This is a genomic window from Streptomyces sp. MS191 (assembly GCF_008042125.1).
Lineage (GTDB): Bacteria > Actinomycetota > Actinomycetes > Streptomycetales > Streptomycetaceae > Streptomyces.
In genome coordinates this window covers 342,966-367,524 of the sequence record NZ_RDBI01000054.1, presented here as the reverse complement: position 1 = coordinate 367,524, position 24,559 = coordinate 342,966, and the positions used below count along the sequence as shown (strand labels likewise).

Sequence of the window (24,559 nt, the reverse complement as noted above, 5' to 3'; positions counted from 1 at the left end):
CCCCGCTCCCGTCCACCGGAGGTCCCGGGCCGCCCTTGGTCCCAACGCCCCGCCGCCCCGCCGTCCGCTCCGGGCACCACACCCGCGCCCGGTCGCGCATCATGGGTGCCATGCCCGAGGGAGACAGCGTCTGGAAGGCCGCGCACCGGCTCGACTCCGCGCTGGCCGGGCGGGTCCTGACCCGGTCCGATCTGCGGGTCCCCAGGTTCGCCACCGCCGATCTCACCGGCCGCACGGTCCTGGACGTCACCCCGCGCGGCAAGCACCTCCTGACCCGCGTGGAGGGCGGTCTGACCCTCCACTCCCATCTGCGCATGGACGGGTCGTGGCGGGTGTTCGCCACCGGTGAGCGCTGGCGCGGGGGCCCCGCCCACCAGATCCGGGCGATCCTCGGCAACGCCGAGCACACCGCCGTCGGCTACCGCCTCCCGGTCCTCGAACTGCTCCGCACCGCGGACGAGGCCGAGGTCGTCGGTCATCTCGGTCCCGACCTCCTCGGCCCGGACTGGGATCCCGCGGAGGCGGTCCGCAGGCTCGGTGCGGACCCGGCCCGCCCGCTCGGCGAAGCCCTCCTGGACCAGCGCAACCTCGCCGGCATCGGCAATGTCTACAAGGTGGAACTGGCGTTCCTCGCGGGCGTCACGCCCTGGCTCCCCGTCGGCGAACTCCCGCCGGGTGTGCCCGAGCGGCTGGTGGCCACGGCCCACCGCCTGCTGGAGGCGAACAAGGACCGGCCCGACCGCCGGACGACGACGACCGCCCGGAGCCGGGAGCGCCTGCACGTCTACGGCCGCGAGAACCGCCCCTGTCCGCGCTGCGGCACTCTCGTCCGCAAAGCGGAGCCCCCGGGGCAGCTGGACCGGATCAGCTACTGGTGCCCCGGCTGCCAGAAGGGCCCCTCCCACTGATTGACGGTCCGTCAGATCCGGTCGTACGGTCCCGTCATGCCCCTCATGGCGTACGACCTCACCGGCCGCACGGCCTTCGTCACCGGCGCGGCCAGCGGCATCGGCCGCGCCACCGCCCTGCTCCTCGCCCAGGCGGGTGCCACCGTCCACTGCGCCGACCGTGACGCCGACGGCCTGGCGGAGACCGGTGCGCTCGTCTCACGGCACGGCGGCAGGGCCCGCCTCCACCCGCTGGACGTCACCGACCGCGCCGCGCTCGCGGCCGCCGTCGCGAGCGCGGGCCCGCTCGACGTCATGGCCGCCGTCGCCGGGATCATGCACACGAGCACCGTCCTGGAGACCCGCGACGAGGATCTGGACCGCGTCCTCGCGGTCAACTTCAAGGGAGTCCTGTACGCCTGCCAGGAGGCGGCCCGCTCGATGATCGCGTCCGGGACGCGGGGCTCGATCGTGACGATGGCCTCGGGAGCGGTGGACTCGGCCGGCACCGGCCTGCTCTGCTACAGCGCCGCGAAGGCGGCCGTGGTGCAGCTGACGAAGACCCTGGCCACCGAGGTCGGCCGGCACGGCATCCGCGTCAACGCGGTCGCGCCCGGCTGGATCCGCACTCCCATGACCGACCGGCACGAGCCGGCCGAACAGCTGCAGGCGGAGGCGGCCATGGTGCGGTACTCCCCCCTGGGCCGGGTCGGCGAACCGGAGGACATCGCGCACGCCGTCCTCCACCTCGCCTCCGACGCCTCGTCGTTCACGACGGGTCAGATACTCCGTCCGAACGGCGGGGTGGCGATGCCGTGGTGAACCGGGCGTCCGACACGCCCCGCCCACCCCGGCCGCCCGCGGCGGCGGACGCCGTCACGTGCACCGGCAGCAGACTCAACCCCCAGCCGCCGGCCGCGACCGCCCCCTCGACCAGCCCGGACTGCTCCGGAACCAGCGCCAGTCGCAGCACCGCCCACCACCACAGCCCGCCGGCCAGCAGTGCGCCCGCCACACGCGCGCGCGTCACCGCGGGAACCCGTCGCCGTACCATGGCCGCCTCCTGCGGTCGACGCTAGACCGGCCGTATCACCCGGCGGCAGGGCGCATGGGGGGCAGACCGGGCGCACGGCCCCCACGGACCGCCCGGCCAGGACGCCGCCTCCGGTGCCACGGCCACCGTGGCCGGGACCCCCGGCGCGCGGTGCGCCCCTCGGACACCGTCAGGCGCTTTCCGCCTGGAACATCCAGGCGTGCTTCTCGAGGTCGGCCGTCAGGCCGATCAGGATGTCCTGCGTGACCGGGTCCGGTGCGTCGGTGGCCTCGATCCGCTCCCGCATCCGCGCGATCACCGCGCCCAGGGCGTCCACGAGGATCTTCACCGCGTCGACGTCCTTGATCCAGCCCGCGGGGGTGTCGCCGATGGCGCTGCCGGAGGCCACCGAGGCGGCCCGGCCGTCGGGGTTCACGCCCACCGCCGAGGCACGCTCGGCCACCACGTCGGAGTGCTGGCGGGCCGTGGCGACGACCTCGTCGAGCTGGAGGTGCACGGAGCGGAAGCGCGGTCCCACCACGTTCCAGTGGACCTGCTTGGCGACCAGGGAGAGATCGACGAGGTCGACGAGTGCTCCCTGCAGCGCGTTGCCGACCGTCTTCAGGTCGGCGTCGGACAGCGAGCTCTTCACCACGGACATGCCTGTTCTCCAACCACTAGGAGGTTTCCTCACCATGGCACGCATCACCCGAATCGGGCATCTCAAACTCGGCCGCCGAACACGCTCGAATGTGTTTGAAAAATGACGAAAGCCCCGGTAGGCGCCCTGTTGGGCACCGCACCGGGGCTTTCGCCCACTTCGGTTCAGGCAGCGACGACGTCGACCGCTTCCGCGGGCGCCTTGATGGTCACCCGCTCGGTGGGCACACCTGCCACCGACGTCACCGACACCGAATTGAGCCTCGGGCGGACCGGCGCGGACACCGGTTCGCTCGCCGCTGCCGACTCGGCCAGTTCGGCCAGCGACAGCTCGTCGCTCACTTCGCGCATGAGCTCGGACATCCGTACGTCAAGCGCGTCGCAGATCGCGGAGAGCAGCTCGGAGGAAGCCTCCTTCTGCCCCCGCTCCACCTCGGAGAGATAGCCGAGAGAAACCCGGGCGGACGAGGAGACTTCGCGCAGAGTACGGCCCTGGCGCTGGCGCTGCCGACGCAGCACGTCACCCAGCAGGCGACGGAGCAGAATCATCGGTGGCTCCCTCCTCGGACCGCGTAGCCGCATCCTTCACGCCCCACCGTACCGCCTCGCGCTGCGGCCGTGCGGGGAGCGATGTCGTGTTCACTCAGGGCTGCAAACATCAATTCCCCCCGTTCTGTTCCGTATCCTGTGCCCGCGCATTTCCCGAGAGTTCGTCGCGGAGCAGTTCCAGCACGCTCCGTACACTCTCTCTACGGATTTCCGCACGGTCGCCGTTCAACCGCAATGCGGCCACTTTGCCGGCGCCGACCGGCCCCGCGACCGCGACGTACACCGTTCCGACGGCCTGGCCGTCCTGCGGGTCGGGCCCGGCGACCCCGGTCGTCGAGACGCCCCAGTCGGCACCGAGGCGATGGCGTACACCCGCCGCCATCTGCAGCGCGACCTCGGGATCCACCGCGCCGCGCTCGCCCAACAGGGTCCCGTCCACGTCGAGCAGATCGTGCTTGAGGGCCGTCGCGTAGGCCGTCACGGACCCGCGGAAGGCCCGGGAGGCTCCGGGCACGGAGGTGAGCTCCGCGGCCACCAGACCGCCCGTGAGGGACTCCGCGGCGGCCAGCGTGTGACCACGCTCCGCGAGCAGTTCCAGCACCCGGGCGGCGGCCGTCATCGTGCCGGCCCCGCCTCCGCCGCCGCGGCCTCGGCCTCGGCGGCCCGGGCCGCCCGTTCCTCGGCCAGCCCCCGGCGCCTCAGCACGACCGCCTGGCGGACGTAGTCCAGACCGGTGACGACCGTCAGCACGACGGCCACCGCCATCACCCAGAAGCGCAGGGTGGCGAGTGGACCGGTCAGCACGAGCACGTACATCCCGACCGCGGTGCCCTGGGCCAGGGTCTTCATCTTCCCGCCGCGGCTGGCCGGGATGATCCCGTGCCGGATCACCCAGAAGCGCATCAGCGTGATCCCCAGTTCCCGCGCCAGGATCACGATCGTCACCCACCAGGGCAGGTCCCCCAGCGAGGAGAGACAGACCAGACCGGCGGCCATGATCGCCTTGTCAGCGATCGGGTCGGCGATCTTCCCGAAGTCGGTGACCAGGTTGTACGCCCGGGCCAGGTGGCCGTCGAAGACGTCCGTGATCATCGCGACGGCGAACGCGGCCCACGCCCAGGCACGCCAGACCGGGTCGTGCCCGCCGTCCTGGAGCAGCAGCACCACGAAGCCGGGGACGAGCACCAGCCGGATCATGGTGAGGATGTTGGCGATGTTCCAGAGGCTGGCCTGGTTCACGGCCGCCGCGCCCAGCTTGCCACCGGGCGCCGGCCTGCCGGTTCCGCCCGTCGCGGATGCCGGGACTCCGGTCATCTGCCCGCCTCCTCGAAAAGACACTCGGCCACGAGGTCGACGCCTTCCGTATCCACGACCTTCGCCCTGACCATACGGCCGGGAACGAGTTCCCGGAGTCCTTCGGCGTCGGCGGTGACGATCACCTGGCCGTCCGTCTCGGGCGCCTGGTGGGCGGCACGGCCGATCACGCCGCCGTCCTCCTCGACGGAGTCCACCGACTCGATCAGTACCTCCAGGGTCTCTCCGAGCCGCTCCTCCGCGCGCTGCGAGGTGAGCTCCTCGGCGAGGCGGGAGAGGTGGGCGAGGCGCTCGTCCACCAGCTCCTGGTCGAGCTTGTGCTCGTAGCCGGCCGCCTCCGTGCCGTCCTCGTCGGAGTAGCCGAAGACGCCGATGGCGTCGAGGCGGGCGTGGGTGACGAAGCGTTCCAGCTCGGCGAAGTCCGCCTCGGTCTCGCCGGGGAAGCCGACGATGAAGTTCGAGCGGGCACCGGCGGTGGGGGCCTTGGAACGGATCGTCTCCAGCAGGTCCAGGAAGCGGTCGGTGTCGCCGAAGCGGCGCATCGCCCGCAGCACGTCCGGGGCGCTGTGCTGGAAGGACAGGTCGAAGTACGGCACGACCTTCTCGGTCGAGGTCAGCACGTCGATGAGGCCCGGGCGCATCTCGGCGGGCTGCAGGTAGCTGACCCGGACGCGCTCGATCCCGTCGACGGCCGCCAGCTCGGGCAGCAGCGTCTCGAGGAGGCGGATGTCGCCGAGGTCCTTGCCGTAGGAGGTGTTGTTCTCGGAGACCAGCATGACCTCCTTCACCCCCTGCTCGGCGAGCCAGCGCGTCTCGCCGAGCACGTCCGAGGGACGGCGGGAGACGAAGGAGCCGCGGAAGGACGGGATGGCGCAGAAGGAGCAGCGGCGGTCACAGCCGGAGGCCAGCTTGACGGAGGCGACGGGGCTGGTGTCCAGCCGGCGGCGCAGCGGGGCGCGCGGGCCGGAGGCCGGGGCCACGCCGTCGGGGAGGTCGCTCGGCACGTTCTGCGGGGTCTCGACGGTGCCGTGTCCGGGCAGCGCCACCTCGGCGGCGGCCTGCTGGCGCTCGACCGGCGACAGCGGCAGCAGCTTGCGCCGGTCGCGGGGGGTGTGAGCCTCGACACTGCCCCCGTTGAGGATCGTCTGGAGGCGGGTGGAGATGTCGGCGTAGTCGTCGAAGCCGAGCACGCCGTCGGCTTCGGGGAGGGCGTCCGCCAGCTCCTTGCCGTAGCGCTCGGCCATGCAGCCGACGGCCACGACGGCCTGGGTGCGGCCGTGGTCCTTCAGATCGTTGGCTTCGAGGAGGGCGTCGACGGAGTCCTTCTTGGCGGCTTCGACGAACCCACAGGTGTTGACGACGGCGACGTCCGCGTCCGAGGCGTCCTCGACGAGCTCCCAGCCGTCCGCTGCCAAGCGGCCTGCGAGCTCCTCCGAGTCCACCTCGTTACGGGCGCAGCCAAGAGTGACAAGGGCGACGGTACGGCGTTCGGGCATGGACTCAAGACTACTTTGTCCCAGCCGTGTCCCCGCCGCGCAGGGTTCACCTGCGCGACGCGGGCCCCTGGCGTCACCCGGCCTCGGGGTCTCCCTTGGTGTACGAGAGCCGCTCGACCTGGCCGGACTCGAAGGTGTCCTCGATCTTCTTGCCGTTCACGAAGAGCTCGATCGGTCCGGCGTTGCCGAGGATCAGGTCGATGCGCTCGTCGTCCTGGAAGGTCTTGGACTCGCCCTTGAGCAGCAGCCCGTCGAAGAGGAGCTTGCCGTCGTGGGCCTTGGCCGAGATCCAGCTCTTGTCGTCGACGGCGGTCATCTTCACCGTGACCTTGTCTTTCGGGACCGCCGCGATGGCGCTCTCGGAGGGCACGGGCTTGGGATCGGCCGGCTTGGTCGGCGTCGGCTTGGGGGTCGTGGGCTTCTTCTCGGGGGCCGGGCCCTCCGCCACGGCGCCGGTGGTCTTGCCGTCCTCGCCGTTGAACATCGTGAAGCCGGCGAAGCCGACGACGGCGACGATCGCCGCGACCATGGCGGCGGTCCAGTTGGGTCGGCGCGGCTCGGGACGGATACGTTCCGCCTCGAACAGCGGCGCGGCGGGCGTGGGCGCGGGCCGGCCGCCGTGGTCGGCGTCGTACTGCTCGATCAGGACCGCGGGATCGAGTCCGACGGCGCGCGCGAGCGTGCGGATGTGACCGCGGGCGTACACGTCGCCGCCACAGCGCGAGAAGTCGTCCTCCTCGATCGCGTGCACGATCGGGATCCGGACCCGAGTGGAAGCACTGACCTCGTCGACGGTGAGACCCGCTGAGATCCGGGCCTGCTGGAGAGCGCGACCGATCGAATCCCGGTCGTCTGCCGGGAAGTTCCGGTCGTCTTCGGGGGAGTTGCCGATGGACACGAGAGCGCCTTTCGAGCGTGTAACCACCTGCTGGAGGTTCAGTCTATGGGTGGTACGAAAGGGTGGGGCAACCGGGCGGGCACATTTGTACGCCATGAGGCTGGGACATCGTCCGTTCCCTTCCTCCAACTTGACGTACGCCCGTGGGAAACGGTTGCCCACCCTTCCCTTACGAGTGAGTCTCGGCCAGGTCTCGGTACGGCTCCGCGGCCCTCCGAGCGGCCCGGCGGGTCCGGACCGAGGTCCGGTCCCACCACTCGCCTACCCCGTTACTCGCCCGGCTCCCCCGACTCGCCGCGGATGACTGCCAGGACCCCGTCCAGCTCGTCCGGCTTGACCATGACGTCGCGCGCCTTGGACCCCTCGCTCGGCCCCACGATGCCGCGCGACTCCATCAAGTCCATGAGCCGGCCGGCCTTGGCGAAGCCGACGCGCAGCTTGCGCTGGAGCATCGAGGTGGACCCGAACTGCGTCGAGACGACGAGCTCGGCGGCCTGGCACAGCAGGTCGAGGTCGTCGCCGATGTCCTCGTCGATCTCCTTCTTCTGCTTGGTGCCGACGGTGACGTCGTCCCGGAAGACCGGCGCCATCTGGTCCTTGCAGTGCTGGACGACGGCCGCGACCTCGACCTCGGTGACGAAGGCGCCCTGCATACGGGTGGGCTTGTTCGCACCCATCGGCAGGAACAGACCGTCACCCTTTCCGATGAGCTTCTCGGCTCCCGGCTGGTCGAGGATGACCCGGCTGTCGGCCAGCGAGGAGGTCGCGAAGGCGAGGCGGGAAGGCACGTTCGCCTTGATGAGGCCGGTGACGACGTCGACCGAGGGCCGCTGGGTCGCGAGCACGAGGTGGATGCCGGCCGCTCGCGCCAGCTGGGTGATGCGGACGATGGCGTCCTCGACGTCCCGGGGCGCGACCATCATCAGGTCGGCGAGCTCGTCCACGATCACCAGCAGGTACGGGTAGGGCTGGAGCTCGCGCTCGCTGCCCTCCGGCAGCTTGACCTTGCCGGCCCGGATGGCCTCGTTGAAGTCGTCGATGTGCCGGAAGCCGAAGGCCGCCAGGTCGTCGTAGCGGAGGTCCATCTCGCGGACGACCCACTGCAGGGCCTCCGCCGCCCGCTTCGGGTTGGTGATGATCGGGGTGATCAGGTGCGGGATGCCCTCGTAGGCGGTGAGCTCCACCCGCTTGGGGTCGACGAGCACCATCCGGACGTCCTCGGGGGTCGCCCTTATCATGATCGAAGTGATCAGGCAGTTGATGCACGAGGACTTTCCGGAGCCCGTGGCACCGGCGACCAGGATGTGCGGCATCTTGGCGAGGTTGGCCATCACGTAGCCGCCCTCGACGTCCTTGCCGAGAGCCACCAGCATCGGGTGGTCGTCGCCGGCCGCGTCGGCGAGCCGCAGCACGTCGCCCAGGTTGACCATCTCGCGGTCGCTGTTCGGGATCTCGATGCCGACCGCGGACTTGCCCGGGATCGGCGAGATGATCCGCACGTCCGGGCTGGCCACGGCGTACGCGATGTTCTTGGTCAGCGCCGTGATCTTCTCGACCTTCACGGCGGGACCCAGCTCGACCTCGTAGCGCGTGACCGTCGGGCCGCGGGTGAAGCCGGTGACGGCCGCGTCGACCTTGAACTCGCTGAAGACGTTGGACAGCGAGTCGACGACGGCGTCGTTGGCGGCGCTGCGGGTCTTCCCCGGGCCGCCGCGCTGCAGCAGGTCGAGCGCCGGCAGACCGTAGGTGATGTCACCGGAGAGCTGCAGCTGCTCGGCGCGGGCCGGCAGCTCGGTGGGCTCCGGCGCGGGCTTGGTCAGGTCCGGTACGGCTCCGGGGACGCGGCCGGGCTGCCCGCCACGGGCCGTCGGCACCGGGGCGGCCGGGGAGGCGGGAGGCTTCTCCCCCGCGGCCTTGGCGGCGGCCACCGCGGCGGCCCGCTCCGCGGTGACGTCCCGGGTCAGGTCGGCGACCAGCGGCGAGGGCGGCATGCCGTTGAGCACGGCGCCGTCGAGGGCGGCCGCCGCCGCGGCGGCGACGTCCACGGCGTCCATCCGCCCGTCGTGGGAGGCGGCGGACCTGCGGGGCCGCTTGCGCCGGGTCAGCGCCTCCTCCTCGGCCCGGTCCGCGTCGTACACCTGCCCCGACGACGGACCGCCGCGCCGGGGGCGCGCGGTGCGCTCGCCCTCGCGCCAGGAGCCGTCGTAGTCCTCGTCCGACGCGGCTCCGGCCGGCGCCTCGGGGTCGTAGGCCGGTTCGACGATGCCGAGCTTGGCCCCGAGCGCGCGCAGCCGCTGCGGGATGGCGTTGACGGGGGTGGCGGTGACGACGAGCAGGCCGAAGACGGTGAGCAGCACCAGCATCGGGACGGCGAGGACCTCGCCCATCATGAAGATCAGCGGCTTGGAGGAGGCCCAGCCGATCAGCCCGCCGGCGTCCTGCATGGCCTTGGTGCCGTCGCCGCGCCCCGGGGAGCCGCAGGCGATGTGGACCTGTCCGAGGACTCCGACGACCAGGGCGGACAGGCCGATGACGATCCGTCCGTTGGCCTCGGGCTTCTCCGGATAGAGGATGAGCCGGACGCCGATGGCGCCGAGCAGCAGGGGGACGAGCAGGTCGAGGCGGCCGAAGGCGCCGGTGACCAGCATCTCGACGAGGTCRCCGACCGGGCCGCGGAGGTTGGACCAGGTGCCCGCGGCGACGATCAGGGCGAGGCCGAGGAGCAGCAGCGCCATGCCGTCCTTGCGATGGGCCGGGTCGAGTCCCTTGGCCCCCCGCCCTATGCCCCGGAACATCGCCCCCACGGCGTGGGCGAGGCCGAGCCAGAGCCCGCGGGCGAGCCGGTAGATCCCGCCGGTCGGTGACGGGGCGGGCCTGGGGGCCGCCTTCTTGACGGGTGCGCGCTTCGCGGGTGCCTTCCTCGCCGCGGCCTTCTTCGCGGGAGGCTTGGCGGGGGATCGGGCGGGCGCCGCTTTCCTGGCGGCGCCGGYCGTACGRCCGGCGCGCGGCTTTGCGGTGCCCGCCGTGCCCTGGGAACCCTTGCCGGACGTACGTGAGGCCATGATGCTGAGGTTACCGGTGTGAGCGGCCTCGGACACGTGCGCGTCCGGCCTCACCCGTTCGTGTCGCCGTGGACGGGGCGCGGAACTGACGCCCGCTCACGGCGGGCGACGGCACCGTGACGAGACGTCAGTTCTGCGAGGGCAGCGTGGGCGCGGCGCCCGTGCCCGGCTCCAGGGCGTCGAGAGCTCGCCGCAGCCCGGTGAGCTTGCGCTCCAGGTGCGCGGCGGTGGCGACGGCGGCCGCGTCGGCGGAGTCGTCGTCGAGCTGCTTGGACAGCGCCTCGGCCTGCTCCTCCACCGCGGCGAGGCGGGCGGAGAGTTCGGCCAGCAGCCCCGCGGACTCCTTGGCCTGACCGCCGCTGCCGCCGCCCTCCAGCTGCAGTCGCAGCAGTGCGGCCTGCTCACGCAGCTGACAGTTCTTCATGTACAGCTCGACGAAGACCGAGACCTTGGCGCGCAGCACCCACGGGTCGAAGGGCTTGGAGATGTAGTCCACCGCGCCGGCCGCGTAACCCCGGAAGGTGTGGTGCGGGCCGTGGTTGATGGCGGTCAGGAAGATGATCGGGATGTCCCGCGTCCGCTCGCGCCGCTTGATGTGCGCGGCGGTCTCGAATCCGTCCATACCCGGCATCTGGACATCCAGCAGGATGACCGCGAAATCGTCGGTCAGCAGCGCCTTGAGCGCTTCCTCCCCGGACGATGCCCGCACCAGCGTCTGATCGAGCGCGGAGAGAATGGCCTCCAGCGCCAGCAGATTCTCCGGCCGGTCATCGACCAGGAGGATCTTGGCCTTTTGCACCATGCCCCGTCCTCCTCGCCCCGGCGACGGCTCTCCCCGGCTCATCGAGCCGGAGGTAGCACCGGGTGCCGCCCCAGAAGACGACTCCCTTGCGCCGTCCGTCCTTGTGCCGGTCATGGTAGCCGCACCCCGCCCGTCGCCACACCCTGTCACCGAGATGTCACTGTGCACGTAGCAGAAACGTGGTGAGAGACCAGAAGGTTCCCCGTATCCCGCCCTCTCACACGCTTTCGGCGACAGTCCGTCAGCAAGCTCACCTTCCGTTTCCGCGCATCCAGTCCTCCATCACGGACAGCAGGTGGTCCGGGTCGACCGGCTTGGTGACGTAGTCCGAGGCGCCGGACTCGATCGCCTTCTCCCGGTCGCCCTTCATCGCCTTGGCGGTGAGCGCGATGATCGGGAGTCCCGCGAACTGCGGCATGCGCCGGATCGCGGTCGTCGTCGCGTACCCGTCCATCTCGGGCATCATGATGTCCATCAGCACCACCGTCACATCGTCGTGCTGCTCCAGGACTTCGATGCCCTCGCGGCCGTTCTCCGCGTACAGCACCGCCAGCCCGTGCTGCTCCAGGACGCTGGTGAGGGCGAAGACGTTGCGGATGTCGTCGTCGACGATGAGGACCTTCTCGCCGCCGAAGGTGAAGACCCGGCGCGGGGCGCTCTCCACCTGGTCGTCCTCGGCCGCCGCGGGCCGCTCCCCCTGCCCGCCCGGCTGTCCGGGCAGCGCCGGCCGCACGTCCGTGCCGGCCTGGGCCGCCTTGCGCCGGTGCCGGAACAGCGCCCCGGCGCCGGAGCGTTCGCCCGGCGCGGCGGGCGTGGCGAAGTGCAGGCCGGCGTCCACGGCCCCGCTCCGGCCGTCCTCGAAGCCCTCCTGCGGGTCCGTCGCGTCCGGCTCCCCCTGCCCGAATCCGCTCGGGGGCAGCTCGCTCGGGTTCAGCGGCAGGTACAGCGTGAACGTCGAGCCGCGGCCCGGCTCGCTCGCCGCGTAGATCTCGCCGCCCAGCAGGCGCGCGATCTCCCGGCTGATGGACAGGCCGAGGCCCGTACCGCCGTACTTGCGGCTGGTCGTCCCGTCCGCCTGCTTGAACGCCTCGAAGATCACCCGCATCTTGCCGGCCGCGATGCCGATGCCGGTGTCCGTCACCGAGAAGGCGATCAGGCCGGCCTCCGGGTCGCGCAGCGAACCGGCCTCCAGGAGCTGCTCGCGGATCGACTGCGGCACGTCCGCGGCGGCGGGCCGGATCACCAGCTCCACCGCACCGGTGTCGGTGAACTTCACCGCGTTGGACAACAGGTTGCGCAGCACCTGGAGCAGCCGCTGCTCGTCGGTGTGCAGCGTGGCGGGCAGCTCCGGCGAGACCCGGACGGAGAAGTCGAGCCCCTTCTCCGCGGTGAGCGGCCGGAAGGTCGCCTCGACGTAGTCGACGAGCTGCACCAGCGCGATCCGGGTCGGGGAGACGTCCATCTTGCCCGCCTCGACCTTGGACAGGTCGAGGATGTCGTTGATCAGCTGCAGCAGGTCGGAACCGGCACCGTGGATGGTCTCGGCGAACTCGACCTGCTTGGGCGAGAGGTTGGCGTCCGCGTTGTCGGCGAGCAGCTTGGCCAGGATCAGCAGCGAGTTGAGCGGGGTGCGCAGCTCGTGCGACATGTTGGCCAGGAACTCGGACTTGTAGCGCATGGAGACGGCGAGCTGCTCGGCCCGCTCCTCCAGGACCTGCCGGGCCTCCTCGATCTCGGTGTTCTTCACCTCGATGTCGCGGTTCTGCTGGGCGAGCAACTCGGCCTTCTCCTCCAGCTCGGCGTTGGAGCCCTGGAGCTCCTTCTGCCGGTGCTCCAGCTCGGCCGAGCGCTCGCGCAGCTGCTCGGTCAGCTCCTGGGACTGCTTGAGCAGCACCTCGGTCTTGGTGTTGACGCTGATCGTGTTGACGGTCGTCGCGATCAGCTCGGCGAGCTGGTTGAGGAAGTCCCGCTGGATCTGGGTGAAGGGCTGGAAGGAGGCCAGCTCGATCACGCCGAGGACCTTCCCCTCGAAGAGGACCGGCAGCACGATCACGTGCGCCGGGGCGGCCTCGCCGAGCCCCGAGGAGATCTTGAGATAGCCCGGCGGCACGTTGACCTGGATCGTCCGCTTCTCCTCGGCCGCCGTACCGATCAGCGTCTCGCCCGGACGGAAGGAGGTGGGCATGGAGCCGGAGGAGTATCCGTAACTGCCGCGCATCCTCAGCTCGTACGGGCCCTCGCCCGGCCCGACCGGTTCGGCGCCGCCCGCCCCGGGGCCGGTCGGCATCGCGACGAAGAAGGCGCCGTGCTGGGCCGAGACGACCGGGGTCAGCTCGCTCATGATGAGCGAGGCGACGTCGTCGAGGTCGCGCCGGCCCTGCATCAGGCCGGAGATACGGGCCAGGTTGCCCTTCAGCCAGTCCTGCTCCTCGTTGGCGAGGGTGGTGTCGCGCAGGTTGGCGATCATGGTGTTGATGTTGTCCTGGAGCGCCTGGATCTCGCCCGCCGCGTCCACGCCGTCGATCTTCAGGTTGAGATCGCCGCGGGTCACCGCGGTGGCGACGGCCGCGATGGCGCGCACCTGCCGGGTCAGGTTCCCGGCCATCTCGTTCACGGACTCGGTCAGGTCGCGCCAGGTGCCGTCGACGTCCCGGACGCGCGCCTGGCCGCCGAGCTGGCCGTCGGTGCCCACCTCGCGGGCCACCCGGGTGACCTCCTCGGCGAAGTTGGACAGCTGGTCGACCATCGTGTTGATGGTGTTCTTCAGCTCCTGGATCTCGCCCCGGGCGTCGATGTCGATCTTCCGGGTCAGGTCGCCCTTGGCGATCGCGGTGGTGACCGTGGCGATCTGGCGCACCTGACCGGTCAGGTTGGAGGCCATCGAGTTCACCGACTCGGTGAGGTCCTTCCAGGTGCCCGAGACGCCCGGCACCCGCGCCTGGCCGCCCAGCTCGCCCTCGGTACCCACCTCGCGGGCCACCCGGGTCACCTCGTCGGCGAACGACGACAGGGTCGTCACCATGGTGTTGACGGTGTCGGCGAGCTCGGCGACCTCGCCGCGCGCCTCGACCGTCACCTTCTTCGTCAGGTCGCCGTTGGCGACGGCCGCGGAGACCCGGGAGATGTTCCGCACCTGGTTGGTCAGGTTGTTGGCCATCAGGTTGACGTTGTCGCTGAGGTCCTTCCAGGTGCCGGTGACCCCGCGCACCCGGGCCTGGCCGCCGAGGATGCCCTCGGTGCCCACCTCGCGGGCCACCCGGGTCACCTCGTCCGCGAAGTTGGACAGCTGGTCGACCATCGTGTTGACGGTCGTCACCAGCTCCAGGATCTCGCCCTTGGCGTCGACGGTGATCTTCTTCGACAGGTCGCCCTTGGCGACCGCCGTGGTGACCTCGGCGATGTTGCGCACCTGCGACGTCAGGTTGTTCGCCATGAAGTTCACCGACTGGGTGAGGTCCTTCCAGGTGCCGGAGACTCCCTGCACCTCGGCCTGACCGCCCAGGATGCCCTCGGTACCCACCTCGCGGGCCACCCGGGTCACCTGCTCCGCGAAGCTGGAGAGCTGGTCGACCATCGTGTTGAGGGTGTTCTTCAGCTCCAGGATCTCGCCCCGGGCGTCCACGTCGATCTTCTGCGACAGGTCACCCCGCGCCACCGCCGTGGCGACCTGGGCGATGTTGCGGACCTGGGCGGTGAGGTTCCCGGCCATGCCGTTCACCGAGTCCGTCAGGTCACGCCACACGCCGGCGACGCCCGGCACCTGCGCCTGGCCGCCGAGCCGGCCGTCCGTACCCACCTCGCGGGCGACCCGGGTCACCTGCTCCGCGAAGGCGGAGAGCTGGTCGACCATCGTGTTGATGGTGTTCTTCAGCTCCAGGATCTCGCCGCGCGCGTCCACGTCGATCTTCTGCGACAGGTCGCCCCGCGCCACCGCCGTGGTCACCTGGGCGATCTGCCGCACCTGGGACGTGAGGTTGCCGGCCATGAAGTTGACGGAGTCGGTGAGCTCCTTCCACGTGCCGGAGACACCGTCGACGCGGGCCTGACCGCCGAGGCGCCCCTCGGTGCCCACGTCCCTGGCCATCCGCGTCACCTGGTCGGCGAACGACGACAGCTGGGACACCATCGTGTTGACGGTGTTCTTCAGCTCCAGCATCTCGCCCGCGACGTCCACGGTGACCTTCTGCGACAGGTCGCCGTTGGCCACCGCCGTCGTCACCTGCGCGATGTCACGCACCTGGCCGGTGAGGTTGCGGAACGCCGTGTTCACCGAGTCGGTGAGGTCCTTCCACTTCCCCGCCGCACCGGGCACCTCGGCCTGGCCGCCGAGCAGACCCTCGACACCGACCTCGCGCGCGACGCGGGTCACCTCGGAACCGAAGGCGGAGAGCTGGTCGACCATCGTGTTGACGGTGTTCTTCAGCTCCAGCATCTCGCCGGCCACGTTGACGGTGACCTTCTGCGACAGGTCGCCGTTCGCCACCGCCGTCGTCACCTGCGCGATGTCACGCACCTGCGTGGTGATGTTCCGGAAGACGGTGTTGACCGAGTCGGTGAGGTCCTTCCAGGTGCCGGCCGCGCCGGGCACCTGCGCCTGACCGCCGAGCAGTCCCTGCGCGCCGACCTCGCCGGAGACACGGGTCACCTCGTCGGCGAAGGTCCGCAGCGTCTCCGTCATCTGGTTGATCGTGTCGGCGAGTTGCGCGATCTCCCCGCGCGCGCTCACCGTGACCTTCTGGGACAGGTCGCCGTTGGCGACGGCCGTCGTCACCTCGGCGATACCCCTCACCTGATTGGTGAGGTTTCCCGCCATGGTGTTGACGGAGTCCGTGAGGTCCTTCCACACGCCCGCGACGCCGGCCACCTCGGCCTGGCCGCCCAGCTCCCCCTCGGTGCCCACCTCGCGGGCGACCCGGGTCACCTCCGAGGAGAACGAGGACAGCTGGTCCACCATCGTGTTGACGGTGTTCTTGAGTTCCAGCATCTCGCCGTCGACGTGCGCGGTGACCTTCTGCGACAGATCGCCGTTGGCCACCGCCGTGGTGACGAGAGCAATGTCACGCACCTGCGCCGTCAGCCGGTACGCCATCGTGTTGACCGAATCCGTGAGGTCCTTCCACGAACCGGACATACCGCGCACCTGGGCCTGACCGCCCAGCTTGCCCTCGGTACCCACCTCGAGGGCGACCCGCGTCACCTCGTCCGTGAACGCCGACAGCTGGTCGACCAGGTTGTTCACGGTCCGCGCGACCTTCAGGAACTCGCCGCGCAGCGGCCTGGCCGCCCCGTCCGGACCGTCCGACCGCAGGTCCATCCGCTGGTCGAGGTCGCCCTCGGCCACCGCCGACAGCACCCGCCCGACCTCGGACACCGGCCGCGTCATGTCGTCGACCAGCGCGTTCGCGGCCTCGATCGCCGCAGCCCAGGCGCCCTCGCTGGCCCCGGCCTCCAGCCGCTCCGACAGCTTGCCCTCGCGCCCCACCGTCCGGCGCACCCGCGACAGCTCACCCGTCAGGTGCATCTGCCGGTCCGCGACCTCGTTGAACACGGCGGAGATCTCCGCCATCACGCCGTCGCCGGACACGGTCAGCCGCTTGCGGAAGTTCCCGTCCCGCATCGAGACGAGAGCGGCCAGCAGCCGCTCCATGGCCGCCGCGTCCACCTGCACCGTCCCCACGCTCCGGGACCGTCCGCCTCTCGCGCGCGTACCGCTGCCGCTTCCGCCGCCGCGCCGCGCCGCCGTGCCAGACTCCACCGTGTCCCTCCCGAAGGGGTTGACCGTACTGCTCGGGCCGTACCGCTCGCGGCTGTCGTCGCAAGCCTTCCCAGTGTTTCACCGCAGCCGAACCCGGCCATAACAGTTCGGCAGCTTCGCATAACGTCCCCACCCCCGGGGGACGGAAACAGCGATGACCGGCATCCGCCCGGACAGCGAAGGTAAGTAACCTGGCATCCGGCTGTCCAACCGTCCCCATCCGCCCGGCGGGGGGCAGGGTGGCGCGCAGACGACCACCGGGCGGCAGGAGGGGGCAGACCGACCATGGCACAGCCGGGCGTCGAGACGCGTACGAGGAGTTCTGTGATCACCGCGCGGGCGGCTGCCAGCTTCGACCCTGTCGGGCGGTCCGTCGCGACCGCCCGCGCCTTTGTCCGCGACACCCTCCAGGGATGGGGGTACGGCGAGGTCGTCGACGACGCCGTCGTCCTCACCAGCGAGCTCGTCACCAACGCGGTCGTCCACGCCGGCACCTCCGCCGACGTGCTCTGCCTGCGCAGCGACGACGGCGTACGGGTCGAGGTCGCCGACCGCTATCCCGAACGCGAGATCCCGGTCCAGGGCGGGCGCACCGTCGCCCACCCCGACCGGGAGAACGGCCGGGGCCTGCTCCTGTGCGCCGCCCTCGCCACCCGCTGGGGCGTGGAGTACACCCCCACCCAGAAGCACGTCTGGTTCCAACTCGATCTGCCCGAACGGCCGATCGGAACCCGCGCCGCGGGACCTGTCCTGCCCGACGCGCTCCTCCCGGTCGCCGACAGCCGCATCCGCGTGGCCGTCGCCCAGATCGACCGCGGCGGCACCATCAGCGCATGGAACGAGGACGCCGAGGAGCTCTTCGGGTACAGCGCGGAGCAGGTCACCGGCAAGCCGCTGGGCGACCTCGCCGCCTGGCCCCACACCCCCGGCATCGGCACCGGCCTCGCCGAGGCGCTGCGCCTGTCCCGCTGGGAGGGCAGCTACGGCATCCGCTGCGCCGACGGCCGGGTGATCCCCGTCTACGCCTCCCATCTGCGCGTCCGCGACAGCCAGGGAGAGCCGTCCACGGTCTGCCTCCTCGTGCGCGAGTACGAGCGCGCGATCCTGCAGACCCCGCAGCGCCCCGCGGTCTCCGACTCCGGCGCCGAGAGCCGCTCGACCGACCCCTTCGAGGTCTTCATCGGCTCTCCGGCGCCCGACGACCTCGACGGACTGCTCCAGCGGACCGTGGAGCGCGCCCGCGACATGCTGGACGGCGACTCCGCCTTCCTGCTGCTCGCCACGGACGACGAGACGGAACTGGAGGTCCGGGCCACCACCGGCCTCCCCTCGGCCCGCCAGCGCTTCGCCCGCGTCCCCGTCGAGACCGGCGCCAGCCGCTACGGCTCCGCACGCATGCCGGCCGTCCACGAGGACCTGGCGGCCGTACCCGGTGCCGTCCCGCTCCTCGAGGGCACCGGCATGCGCTCGGTCGTCACGGTGCCGCTCAAGGTCGAGGGCCGCCTCACCGGCTCCCTGGGAGTCGCCGCCGAGGGCTCGCACCGCTACTCCAACGAGGAGGCCCTCCGTCTGCAGTTCGCGGCGGACCGGATCGCCCTCGCCGTCGAGTCGGCCCGCCTGGGTGAGCTCGAACGCCTCCGCCGCGGATCGCTCAGCTTCCTCGTCGAGGCCTCGGACCTGCTCGCCGGCACCCTGGACCGGGACCAGACCCTGGCCCTCATGGCGCAGATGACCGTGCCGACGCTGGCGACCTGGTGCGCCGTCTACACGATCGCCGACCAGGCGTCGGACCCGTACCTCTCCTATGTCCTCCACGAGGACGAGGACCGCATCGACGGGCTCAAGGACCTGCTGTCCTCGATCGCCCCGCCGGACCCGGTGCCGACGCCGGGTGCCCGGGTCTGGGCCGCCCCGGGCTACGCGGCCCAGCGGGCCGCCGTGAACACCTCGATGCGCGAACTGGGCGGCATCGGCGGTCCGCTGTCCTCCGGTATCGACGCGACGCTCGCCACGGCCGCGGCCGTCGGCGGCGAGACGGTGGTGCTGCCGCTCGTGGCCCGCAACCGCGTCATCGGCATGCTGACCCTGGGCAAGCCCTCGGACGACCACTTCCGCCAGGAGATCCTGGAGCTCGCCGAGGACCTGTCGCGCCGGGCGGCGCTCGCCCTCGACAACGCCCGCCTCTACTCCGAGCGCGTGGCCATCAGCCAGTCCCTCCAGCGGAGCCTGCTGCCGCCCGGTCTCCCCGACGTACCGGGCGTCGAGGTCGACGTCATCTACCGCGCGGCCGGCGAGGGCAACGAGGTCGGCGGCGACTTCTACGACCTCTTCCCGATCCGCGACAACGCCTACGGCTTCGCCATCGGCGACGTCTGCGGTACGGGCCCGGAGGCCGCGGCGGTCACGGGACTGGCCCGCCACGCCCTCCGCCTGCTGGCCCGGGAGGGCTTCGGCGGCCCCGCGGTCCTGGAGCGCCTGAACGCCGCCATCCTCGACGAGGGGGCCCGCAGCCGCTTCCTCACCCTGCTCTACGGCGAGCTGTGGCCGCAGGAGGACGGTTCGGCCCTGCTGAAGGTGGTGTGCGCGGGGCATCCGCTGCCGTTGCGGCTGAGCCAGGACGGCACGGTCGTCCCGGCCGCCGACCCGCAGCCGCTGCTGGGCGTCCTGGAGGACCTGGAGCTCTACGAGCAGACGATCACGCTCGATCCGGGTGACGTCCTGCTGTGCGTGACCGACGGCGTGACGGAGCGCCGCGAGGGCACGCGCATGCTCGGTGACGACGGGCTGGCGGAAGTCCTCAAGACCTGTACGGGGCTGACGGCCGGTGCGGTCTCCGCGCGCATCCTGCGCGCCGTGGAGCGCTTCGCCCAGGAGCCGGCGTCGGACGACATGGCGATCCTGGCCATGCGTATCCCGGAGCCCGACCACCGCTGAACAGCAAGAAGGCCCCCCGCCGTTGGGCGGGGGGCCTTCTTTGTTTCTGAGCCCCCATGCGGAATCGAACCGCAGACCTTCTCCTTACCATGGAGACGCTCTACCGACTGAGCTATAGGGGCCTGTTGTTCGCGGGGTTTCCCCTGCGGCAACGAAAAGAATCATACCCCGAACCGAGCGGATCTCCGAATCGCTCCCCGGGCCTTCCTCGGGGCCTCGACCGTGCGTCGCCCGGGCGGGTCCCGGGAGGCGTCAACTTCCTCTTCTCCCAGGTCAGTTGGCCGGGGAAGGGTGGGGGGCTCCCGTCCGGCACGCCTCGGTCCGGCACGGGGGAGGCCGGCCCCCGCGTGGTCGGTCGGGGGGCGGAGCGGCCCGGCGGCCAGGGCGGCGTCCGGCCTCTTCCCCGGGGGTCGTTGAGGCCGTCGTGCGCGGACGCGGGCTTCGGGGGCCGGTCCTGACGTGGTGTCGGATCCCCGCGCCCTCCGACTCCTCCGAGCCGGGAGGATCCGCGAGGGAGGGTCCTGAACGCAAAAATGCCTCAACCCCCGGACATGGTCCGGGGGTTGAGGCTAAAAATTGTTCGGCGGCGTCCTACTCTCCCACAGGGTCCCCCCTGCAGTACCATCGGCGCTGAAAGGCTTAGCTTCCGGGTTCGGAATGTAACCGGGCGTTTCCCTAACGCTATGACCACCGAAACTCTATGAAATAAACAAACTCCAGCCGACAAAGGGCGAGTTCGTTACTTCAGAACTAACACAGTGGACGCGAGCAACTGAGGACAAGCCCTCGGCCTATTAGTACCGGTCAGCTCCACCCATTAGGATCAAACTCTCCGTGAATGTTTACCCGTAATCGGGTGCACACATCACGAGAGCGGAACGACCAGTCGGAATAGGACCGGTCGTTCACAGCGTCCTCGCTGTGTTTTTTGCCTACCTGCCACAAGGGCCAGTAGGACTTCAAAGGAACCTCGACCATCCGAAGATGGACGGGGTATCAACTAATCTGGCGTTGATTTTTGGCACGCTGTTGAGTTCTCAAGGAACGGACGCTTCCTTCGTACTCACCCTCTCGGGCTTTCCTCCGGGCTTTTCCCTTCGGTCTTTCGTGTTTCCAGCTTAGCAGATCCGATTTCCGTTTCTGCCACCCGCTGGAGCGGGCTGCCTTTCGGGAATTCGCTTTCGCGCTTTCCTTTCCGGCGGATCCGACTTTATCAGAGATTCTGAGTCGGATTTCCCGCCCCTCCCGTTCAGCCGTTCTGGCACACGACGGTGCCGGGCTCACGTTCAGGCGGAGACGTAAACGTACTGGAGCGGGGCGCCCCGATGCAAATCGAGGGGCCCCGCTCCAGGTCGTGCGCGTGGTGGTGCCGGAGGATCAGACCTCGACGACCACCGGAAGGATCATCGGACGCCGGCGGTAGGTGTCCGAGACCCACTTGCCGATCACACGCCGGATCAGCTGCTGGAGCTGGTGCGGTTCGACCACACCGTCCTGGGCCGACTTGTTCAGCGCCTGGTCGACCTTCGGGATGACGGCGTCGAACGCCGAGTCCTCGATGCCGGAACCGCGGGCGTGGATGTTCGGGCCACTGACGATCTTGCCGGTCGAGGAGTCGACCACCACGAAGACCGAGATGATGCCCTCGTCGCCGAGGATCCGGCGGTCCTTGAGGTGGACGTCGGTGACGTCGCCGACCGAGAGGCCGTCGACGTACACGTAACCCGCCTGGACCTTGCCGACGATCCGGGCCTTGCCGTCGACCAGGTCGACGACCACGCCGTCCTCGGCGATGACGATGTGGTCCTTGGGGACACCCGTCATCGCGCCCAGTTCGGCGTTGGCACGCAGGTGGCGCCATTCGCCGTGGACCGGCATCAGGTTCTTCGGCTTGCAGATGTTGTAGAAGTACAGCAGCTCGCCGGCCGAGGCGTGGCCCGAGACGTGGACCTTGGCGTTGCCCTTGTGGATGACGTTCGCACCCCAGCGGGTCAGGCCGTTGATCACGCGGTAGACCGCGTTCTCGTTGCCGGGGATCAGCGACGACGCCAGGATCACGGTGTCGCCCTGGACGATCCGGATCTGGTGGTCGCGGTTCGCCATGCGGGACAGCGCCGCCATCGGCTCGCCCTGGGAGCCGGTGCAGACGAGCACGACCTCGTCGTCCGGGAGGTCGTCGAGGGTCTTGACGTCGACGACCAGGCCGGCCGGCACCCGCAGGTAGCCCAGGTCACGGGCGATGCCCATGTTGCGGACCATGGAGCGGCCGACGAAGGCGACCCGGCGGCCGTACTCGTGGGCGGCGTCCAGGATCTGCTGGATGCGGTGCACGTGGCTGGCGAAGCTGGCCACGATGATGCGCTTCTGGGCGTTCGCGAAGACGTTCCGCAGGACGTTGGAGATGTCCTTCTCCGGCGGGACGAAACCGGGGACCTCGGCGTTCGTCGAGTCGGTCAGCAGGAGGTCGATGCCCTCCTCGCTGAGCCGCGCGAACGCGTGGAGGTCGGTGAGCCGGCCGTCCATCGGGAGCTGGTCCATCTTGAAGTCGCCGGTGTGCACCGCCATGCCCGCGGGGGTGCGGATGGCGACGGCCAGCGCGTCGGGGATGGAGTGGTTGACCGCGATGAACTCGCAGTCGAAGGGTCCGAGCTGCTCGCGCTGCCCCTCGACCACCTCGAGGGTGTAGGGGCGGATGCGGTGCTCCTGGAGCTTGGCCTCGATGAGGGCGAGGGTCAGCTTGGAGCCGATCAGCGGGATGTCCGGCTTGAGCCGGAGCAGGTACGGGACGGCGCCGATGTGGTCCTCGTGGCCGTGCGTGAGCACGATGCCCTCGACCTCGTCGAGGCGGTCCCTGATGGTGGTGAAGTCGGGCAGGATCAGATCGATGCCCGGCTGCTCCTCCTCGGGGAAGAGGACGCCGCAGTCGACGATGAGCAGGCGGCCTTCGTACTCGAAGACCGTCATGTTGCGGCCGATCTCGCCGAGCCCGCCGAGCGGGGTGACGCGCAGGCCACCCTTGGGGAGCTTCGGCGGGGCGCCGAGTTCGGGATGCGGATGACTCAAAAGACTCTCCTCACCACACGCGCCACGTACCGCTTGGGCACGTGGCGCGCATGACATTCGTGCACTTGCTGTTGTCTGTCGGTCGGCCTCGTCGGACGCGGGGATACGCGGTACGTGCTGCGTGGTGCGTCCGCAGGCCGGTATTCACTTGTGAAGTCTGATGTCAGAGATCTACCCCGCCGGCGGCGAGATCGAGCTTGAGCTGGGCGGTTTCCTCGGGAGAGAGCTCCACGAGCGGCAGCCGCAGGGGGCCGGCCGGGAGTCCCTGGAGGGCGAGGGCGGCCTTGGTGGTGATGACGCCCTGGGTGCGGAACATCCCGGTGAACACCGGGAGCAGCTTCTGGTGGATCTCGGTGGCCTTCTGCACGTCGCCGTTGAGGTGGGCGTCGAGCAGGGCGCGGAGCTCGGGGCTCACGACGTGGCCGACGACGGAGACGAAGCCGCAGGCGCCCACGGAGAGCAGCGGCAGGTTGAGCATGTCGTCGCCGGAGTACCAGGCCAGGCCGGACCGGGCGATGGCCCAGCTCGCGCGGCCCAGGTCGCCCTTGGCGTCCTTGTTCGCGACGATCCGGGGGTGCTCGGCCAGCCGGACGATCGTCTCGGTGGCGATCGGGACGCCGCTGCGGCCCGGGATGTCGTACAGCATCACCGGGAGGCCGGTGGAGTCGGCGATGGCCGAGAAGTGCCGGTACAGGCCCTCCTGCGGGGGCTTGTTGTAGTACGGCGTGACCGCGAGCAGGCCGTGCGCGCCGTCGCGTTCGGCGGTGCGGGCGAGCTCGAGGGAGTGGTGGGTGTCGTTGGTGCCGATGCCGGCGACGACGTGGGCGCGGTCGCCCACCGCCTCCAGTACGGCCCGTACGAGCTCAGATTTCTCCGCGTCGGTGGTGGTCGGGGACTCGCCGGTGGTGCCGTTGACGACGAGACCGTCGTTGCCTGCGTCCACCAGATGGGCCGCCAGTCGCTGCGCGCCGTCGAGGTCGAGTGCGCCGTCCGCCGTGAAGGGCGTGACCATGGCGGTGAGGACCCGCCCGAAGGGGGTCTGCGGAGTGGAGATCGGAGCCATGGGTAACACGCTACTCGCTGCTCAGCGCCCGGTCCCCCCTCGGGGGACGTGTGAAGAGGAGCCCGGCACTGCCTGCTCGGGGGTTCAAGCAGTGCCGGGTCCGTTTGATCAGCCTAGATGAACTTCGTGAAACGCCGCAATACGGACACTTCGTGTGAGGGTTCGTACTGGTGTGCCTTACGGGGCCACGCGGCCGTTCTGGTTGAAGGCCGCGTAGGTCAGCGGCATGAGCTCGGCCCAGTGCCGCTCCATCTTCTCGCCGACCATCTCGATCTCCCGCTGCGGGAACGACGGCACCTTGGCCAGCTCGTGCTGGGTGCGCAGGCCGAGGAAGTGCATGAGCGAGCGGGCGTTGCAGGTGGCGTACATCGAGGAGAAGAGACCGACGGGCAGGACCGCGCGGGCCACCTCGCGGGCGACGCCGGCGGCCAGCATCTCCTGGTACGACTCGTACGCCCGGACGTATGAGTCCTCCATCGTGCGGCCGACCAGCTCCTGCTGGGCCTGGCTGCCCTCGACGAAGACGTACTTGCCCGGGCGGCCCTCCTGGACCAGCTTGCGGGAGGCGTCCGGCACGTAGAAGACCGGCTCCAGCTCCCTGTAGCGGCCCGACTCCTCGTTGTACGACCAGCCCACGCGGTGGCGCATGAACTCGCGGAAGACGAAGATCGGGGCGCTGATGAAGAAGGTCATCGAGTTGTGCTCGAAGGGGCTGCCGTGCCGGTCCCGCATCAGGTAGTTGATGAGCCCCTTGGACCGCTCGGGGTCCTTCTGCAGCTCTTCGAGCGACTGCTCACCCGCGGTGGAGACGCGGGCCGCCCACAGCACGTCGGAGTCGGCCGCGCTGTGCTTCACCAGCTCGACGGTCACATCGCTGCGGAAAGCGGGCTTGAGGTCTGCGGTGGGGGTGTCGGTCACCGACGGGTCCTTCCGATGGCATCGCACGGGCGGCGCCCACTCTACGGGGACCCACCGACAGCGCCGGGACGCACCCGCCCGGACGACGTTTCCTTGGCCGTTTCGGGGAAAAGTCAGGGAAAACG

Annotated in this window: 16 protein-coding genes, 1 tRNA gene and 1 rRNA gene; 3 read left to right on the top strand and 15 right to left on the bottom strand. The window is 70.3% G+C overall.

Translation table 11 applies throughout. The features are described 5' to 3' along the window. Nucleotides 1-110: 110 nt before the first annotated feature. Nucleotides 111-908 (top strand): Fpg/Nei family DNA glycosylase, encoded by a 798-nt coding sequence (locus EAO71_RS24730; RefSeq protein ID WP_147979999.1) that lies wholly within the window; start codon nucleotides 111-113, stop codon nucleotides 906-908. Between the two features lie 36 nt (nucleotides 909-944). Beyond that, complete coding sequence (locus tag EAO71_RS24725; RefSeq protein WP_147979998.1) at nucleotides 945-1,709, top strand: SDR family NAD(P)-dependent oxidoreductase; 765 nt, start codon at nucleotides 945-947, stop codon at nucleotides 1,707-1,709. Here the strand turns inward: EAO71_RS24725 and EAO71_RS39120 are convergent. The 10 genes from EAO71_RS39120 to EAO71_RS24675 all read right to left on the bottom strand — a co-directional run bounded on the left by EAO71_RS39120 (nucleotide 1,657) and on the right by EAO71_RS24675 (nucleotide 16,456). Next, entirely contained in the window at nucleotides 1,657-1,941 is a 285-nt protein-coding gene (locus EAO71_RS39120; protein WP_147979997.1) for a hypothetical protein, read from the bottom strand. The two genes, EAO71_RS24725 and EAO71_RS39120, sit on opposite strands and share 53 nt — an antisense overlap. A 169-nt stretch (nucleotides 1,942-2,110) precedes the next feature. Beyond that, nucleotides 2,111-2,581 carry a Dps family protein gene (locus EAO71_RS24715; protein WP_147979996.1) on the bottom strand — a complete coding sequence of 157 codons (471 nt, stop codon included), beginning with the start codon at nucleotides 2,579-2,581 and terminating at the stop codon, nucleotides 2,111-2,113. A gap of 164 nt (nucleotides 2,582-2,745) precedes the next feature. Next, nucleotides 2,746-3,129 carry a helix-turn-helix domain-containing protein gene (locus EAO71_RS24710; protein ID WP_147979995.1) on the bottom strand — a complete coding sequence of 128 codons (384 nt, stop codon included), beginning with the start codon at nucleotides 3,127-3,129 and terminating at the stop codon, nucleotides 2,746-2,748. Between the two features lie 109 nt (nucleotides 3,130-3,238). Next, complete coding sequence (locus EAO71_RS24705) at nucleotides 3,239-3,748, bottom strand: CinA family protein (protein ID WP_147979994.1); 510 nt, start codon at nucleotides 3,746-3,748, stop codon at nucleotides 3,239-3,241. Next, nucleotides 3,745-4,443 carry a CDP-diacylglycerol--glycerol-3-phosphate 3-phosphatidyltransferase gene (gene pgsA / locus EAO71_RS24700; RefSeq protein ID WP_147979993.1) on the bottom strand — a complete coding sequence of 233 codons (699 nt, stop codon included), beginning with the start codon at nucleotides 4,441-4,443 and terminating at the stop codon, nucleotides 3,745-3,747. Before pgsA ends, EAO71_RS24705 begins: the two co-directional genes overlap by 4 nt. Further along, nucleotides 4,440-5,939 carry a 30S ribosomal protein S12 methylthiotransferase RimO gene (gene rimO / locus EAO71_RS24695; protein ID WP_147979992.1) on the bottom strand — a complete coding sequence of 500 codons (1,500 nt, stop codon included), beginning with the start codon at nucleotides 5,937-5,939 and terminating at the stop codon, nucleotides 4,440-4,442. Before rimO ends, pgsA begins: the two co-directional genes overlap by 4 nt. Before the next feature lie 73 nt (nucleotides 5,940-6,012). Further along, nucleotides 6,013-6,837 (bottom strand): helix-turn-helix domain-containing protein, encoded by an 825-nt coding sequence (locus EAO71_RS24690; protein ID WP_147979991.1) that lies wholly within the window; start codon nucleotides 6,835-6,837, stop codon nucleotides 6,013-6,015. A gap of 269 nt (nucleotides 6,838-7,106) precedes the next feature. Further along, nucleotides 7,107-9,899 (bottom strand): DNA translocase FtsK, encoded by a 2,793-nt coding sequence (locus tag EAO71_RS24685; RefSeq protein ID WP_147979990.1) that lies wholly within the window; start codon nucleotides 9,897-9,899, stop codon nucleotides 7,107-7,109. Nucleotides 9,900-10,026: 127 nt separating this feature from the next. Then, on the bottom strand, nucleotides 10,027-10,701 hold the full coding sequence (locus EAO71_RS24680) for a response regulator (RefSeq protein ID WP_147979989.1): 675 nt from the start codon (nucleotides 10,699-10,701) through the stop codon (nucleotides 10,027-10,029). A 250-nt stretch (nucleotides 10,702-10,951) separates the two neighbouring features. After that, on the bottom strand, nucleotides 10,952-16,456 hold the full coding sequence (locus EAO71_RS24675; RefSeq protein ID WP_187282805.1) for a HAMP domain-containing protein: 5,505 nt from the start codon (nucleotides 16,454-16,456) through the stop codon (nucleotides 10,952-10,954). A 285-nt stretch (nucleotides 16,457-16,741) separates the two neighbouring features. Here EAO71_RS24675 and EAO71_RS24665 point away from each other — a divergent pair, with 285 nt between their 5' ends. Continuing rightward, complete coding sequence (locus EAO71_RS24665; RefSeq protein ID WP_147979987.1) at nucleotides 16,742-19,390, top strand: SpoIIE family protein phosphatase; 2,649 nt, start codon at nucleotides 16,742-16,744, stop codon at nucleotides 19,388-19,390. Nucleotides 19,391-19,439: 49 nt separating this feature from the next. Here the strand turns inward: EAO71_RS24665 and EAO71_RS24660 are convergent. From EAO71_RS24660 to thyX, 5 genes are all read right to left on the bottom strand, one after another. Next, nucleotides 19,440-19,512, bottom strand: a tRNA-Thr gene (locus EAO71_RS24660). Between the two features lie 456 nt (nucleotides 19,513-19,968). Beyond that, nucleotides 19,969-20,085 (bottom strand): 5S ribosomal RNA (rrf, locus tag EAO71_RS24655). Between the two features lie 682 nt (nucleotides 20,086-20,767). Continuing rightward, nucleotides 20,768-22,453 (bottom strand): ribonuclease J, encoded by a 1,686-nt coding sequence (locus tag EAO71_RS24645; RefSeq protein WP_147979985.1) that lies wholly within the window; start codon nucleotides 22,451-22,453, stop codon nucleotides 20,768-20,770. 163 nt (nucleotides 22,454-22,616) lie between these two features. After that, the gene (gene dapA / locus EAO71_RS24640; protein WP_147979984.1) at nucleotides 22,617-23,516 is read right to left on the bottom strand and encodes a 4-hydroxy-tetrahydrodipicolinate synthase; all 900 of its coding nucleotides are present in this window, start codon (nucleotides 23,514-23,516) and stop codon (nucleotides 22,617-22,619) included. A gap of 177 nt (nucleotides 23,517-23,693) precedes the next feature. Next, a complete protein-coding gene (gene thyX, locus EAO71_RS24635; protein ID WP_147979983.1) occupies nucleotides 23,694-24,434 on the bottom strand; it encodes an FAD-dependent thymidylate synthase in 741 nt (246 codons plus the stop codon). Between the last annotated feature and the right edge of the window lie 125 nt (nucleotides 24,435-24,559).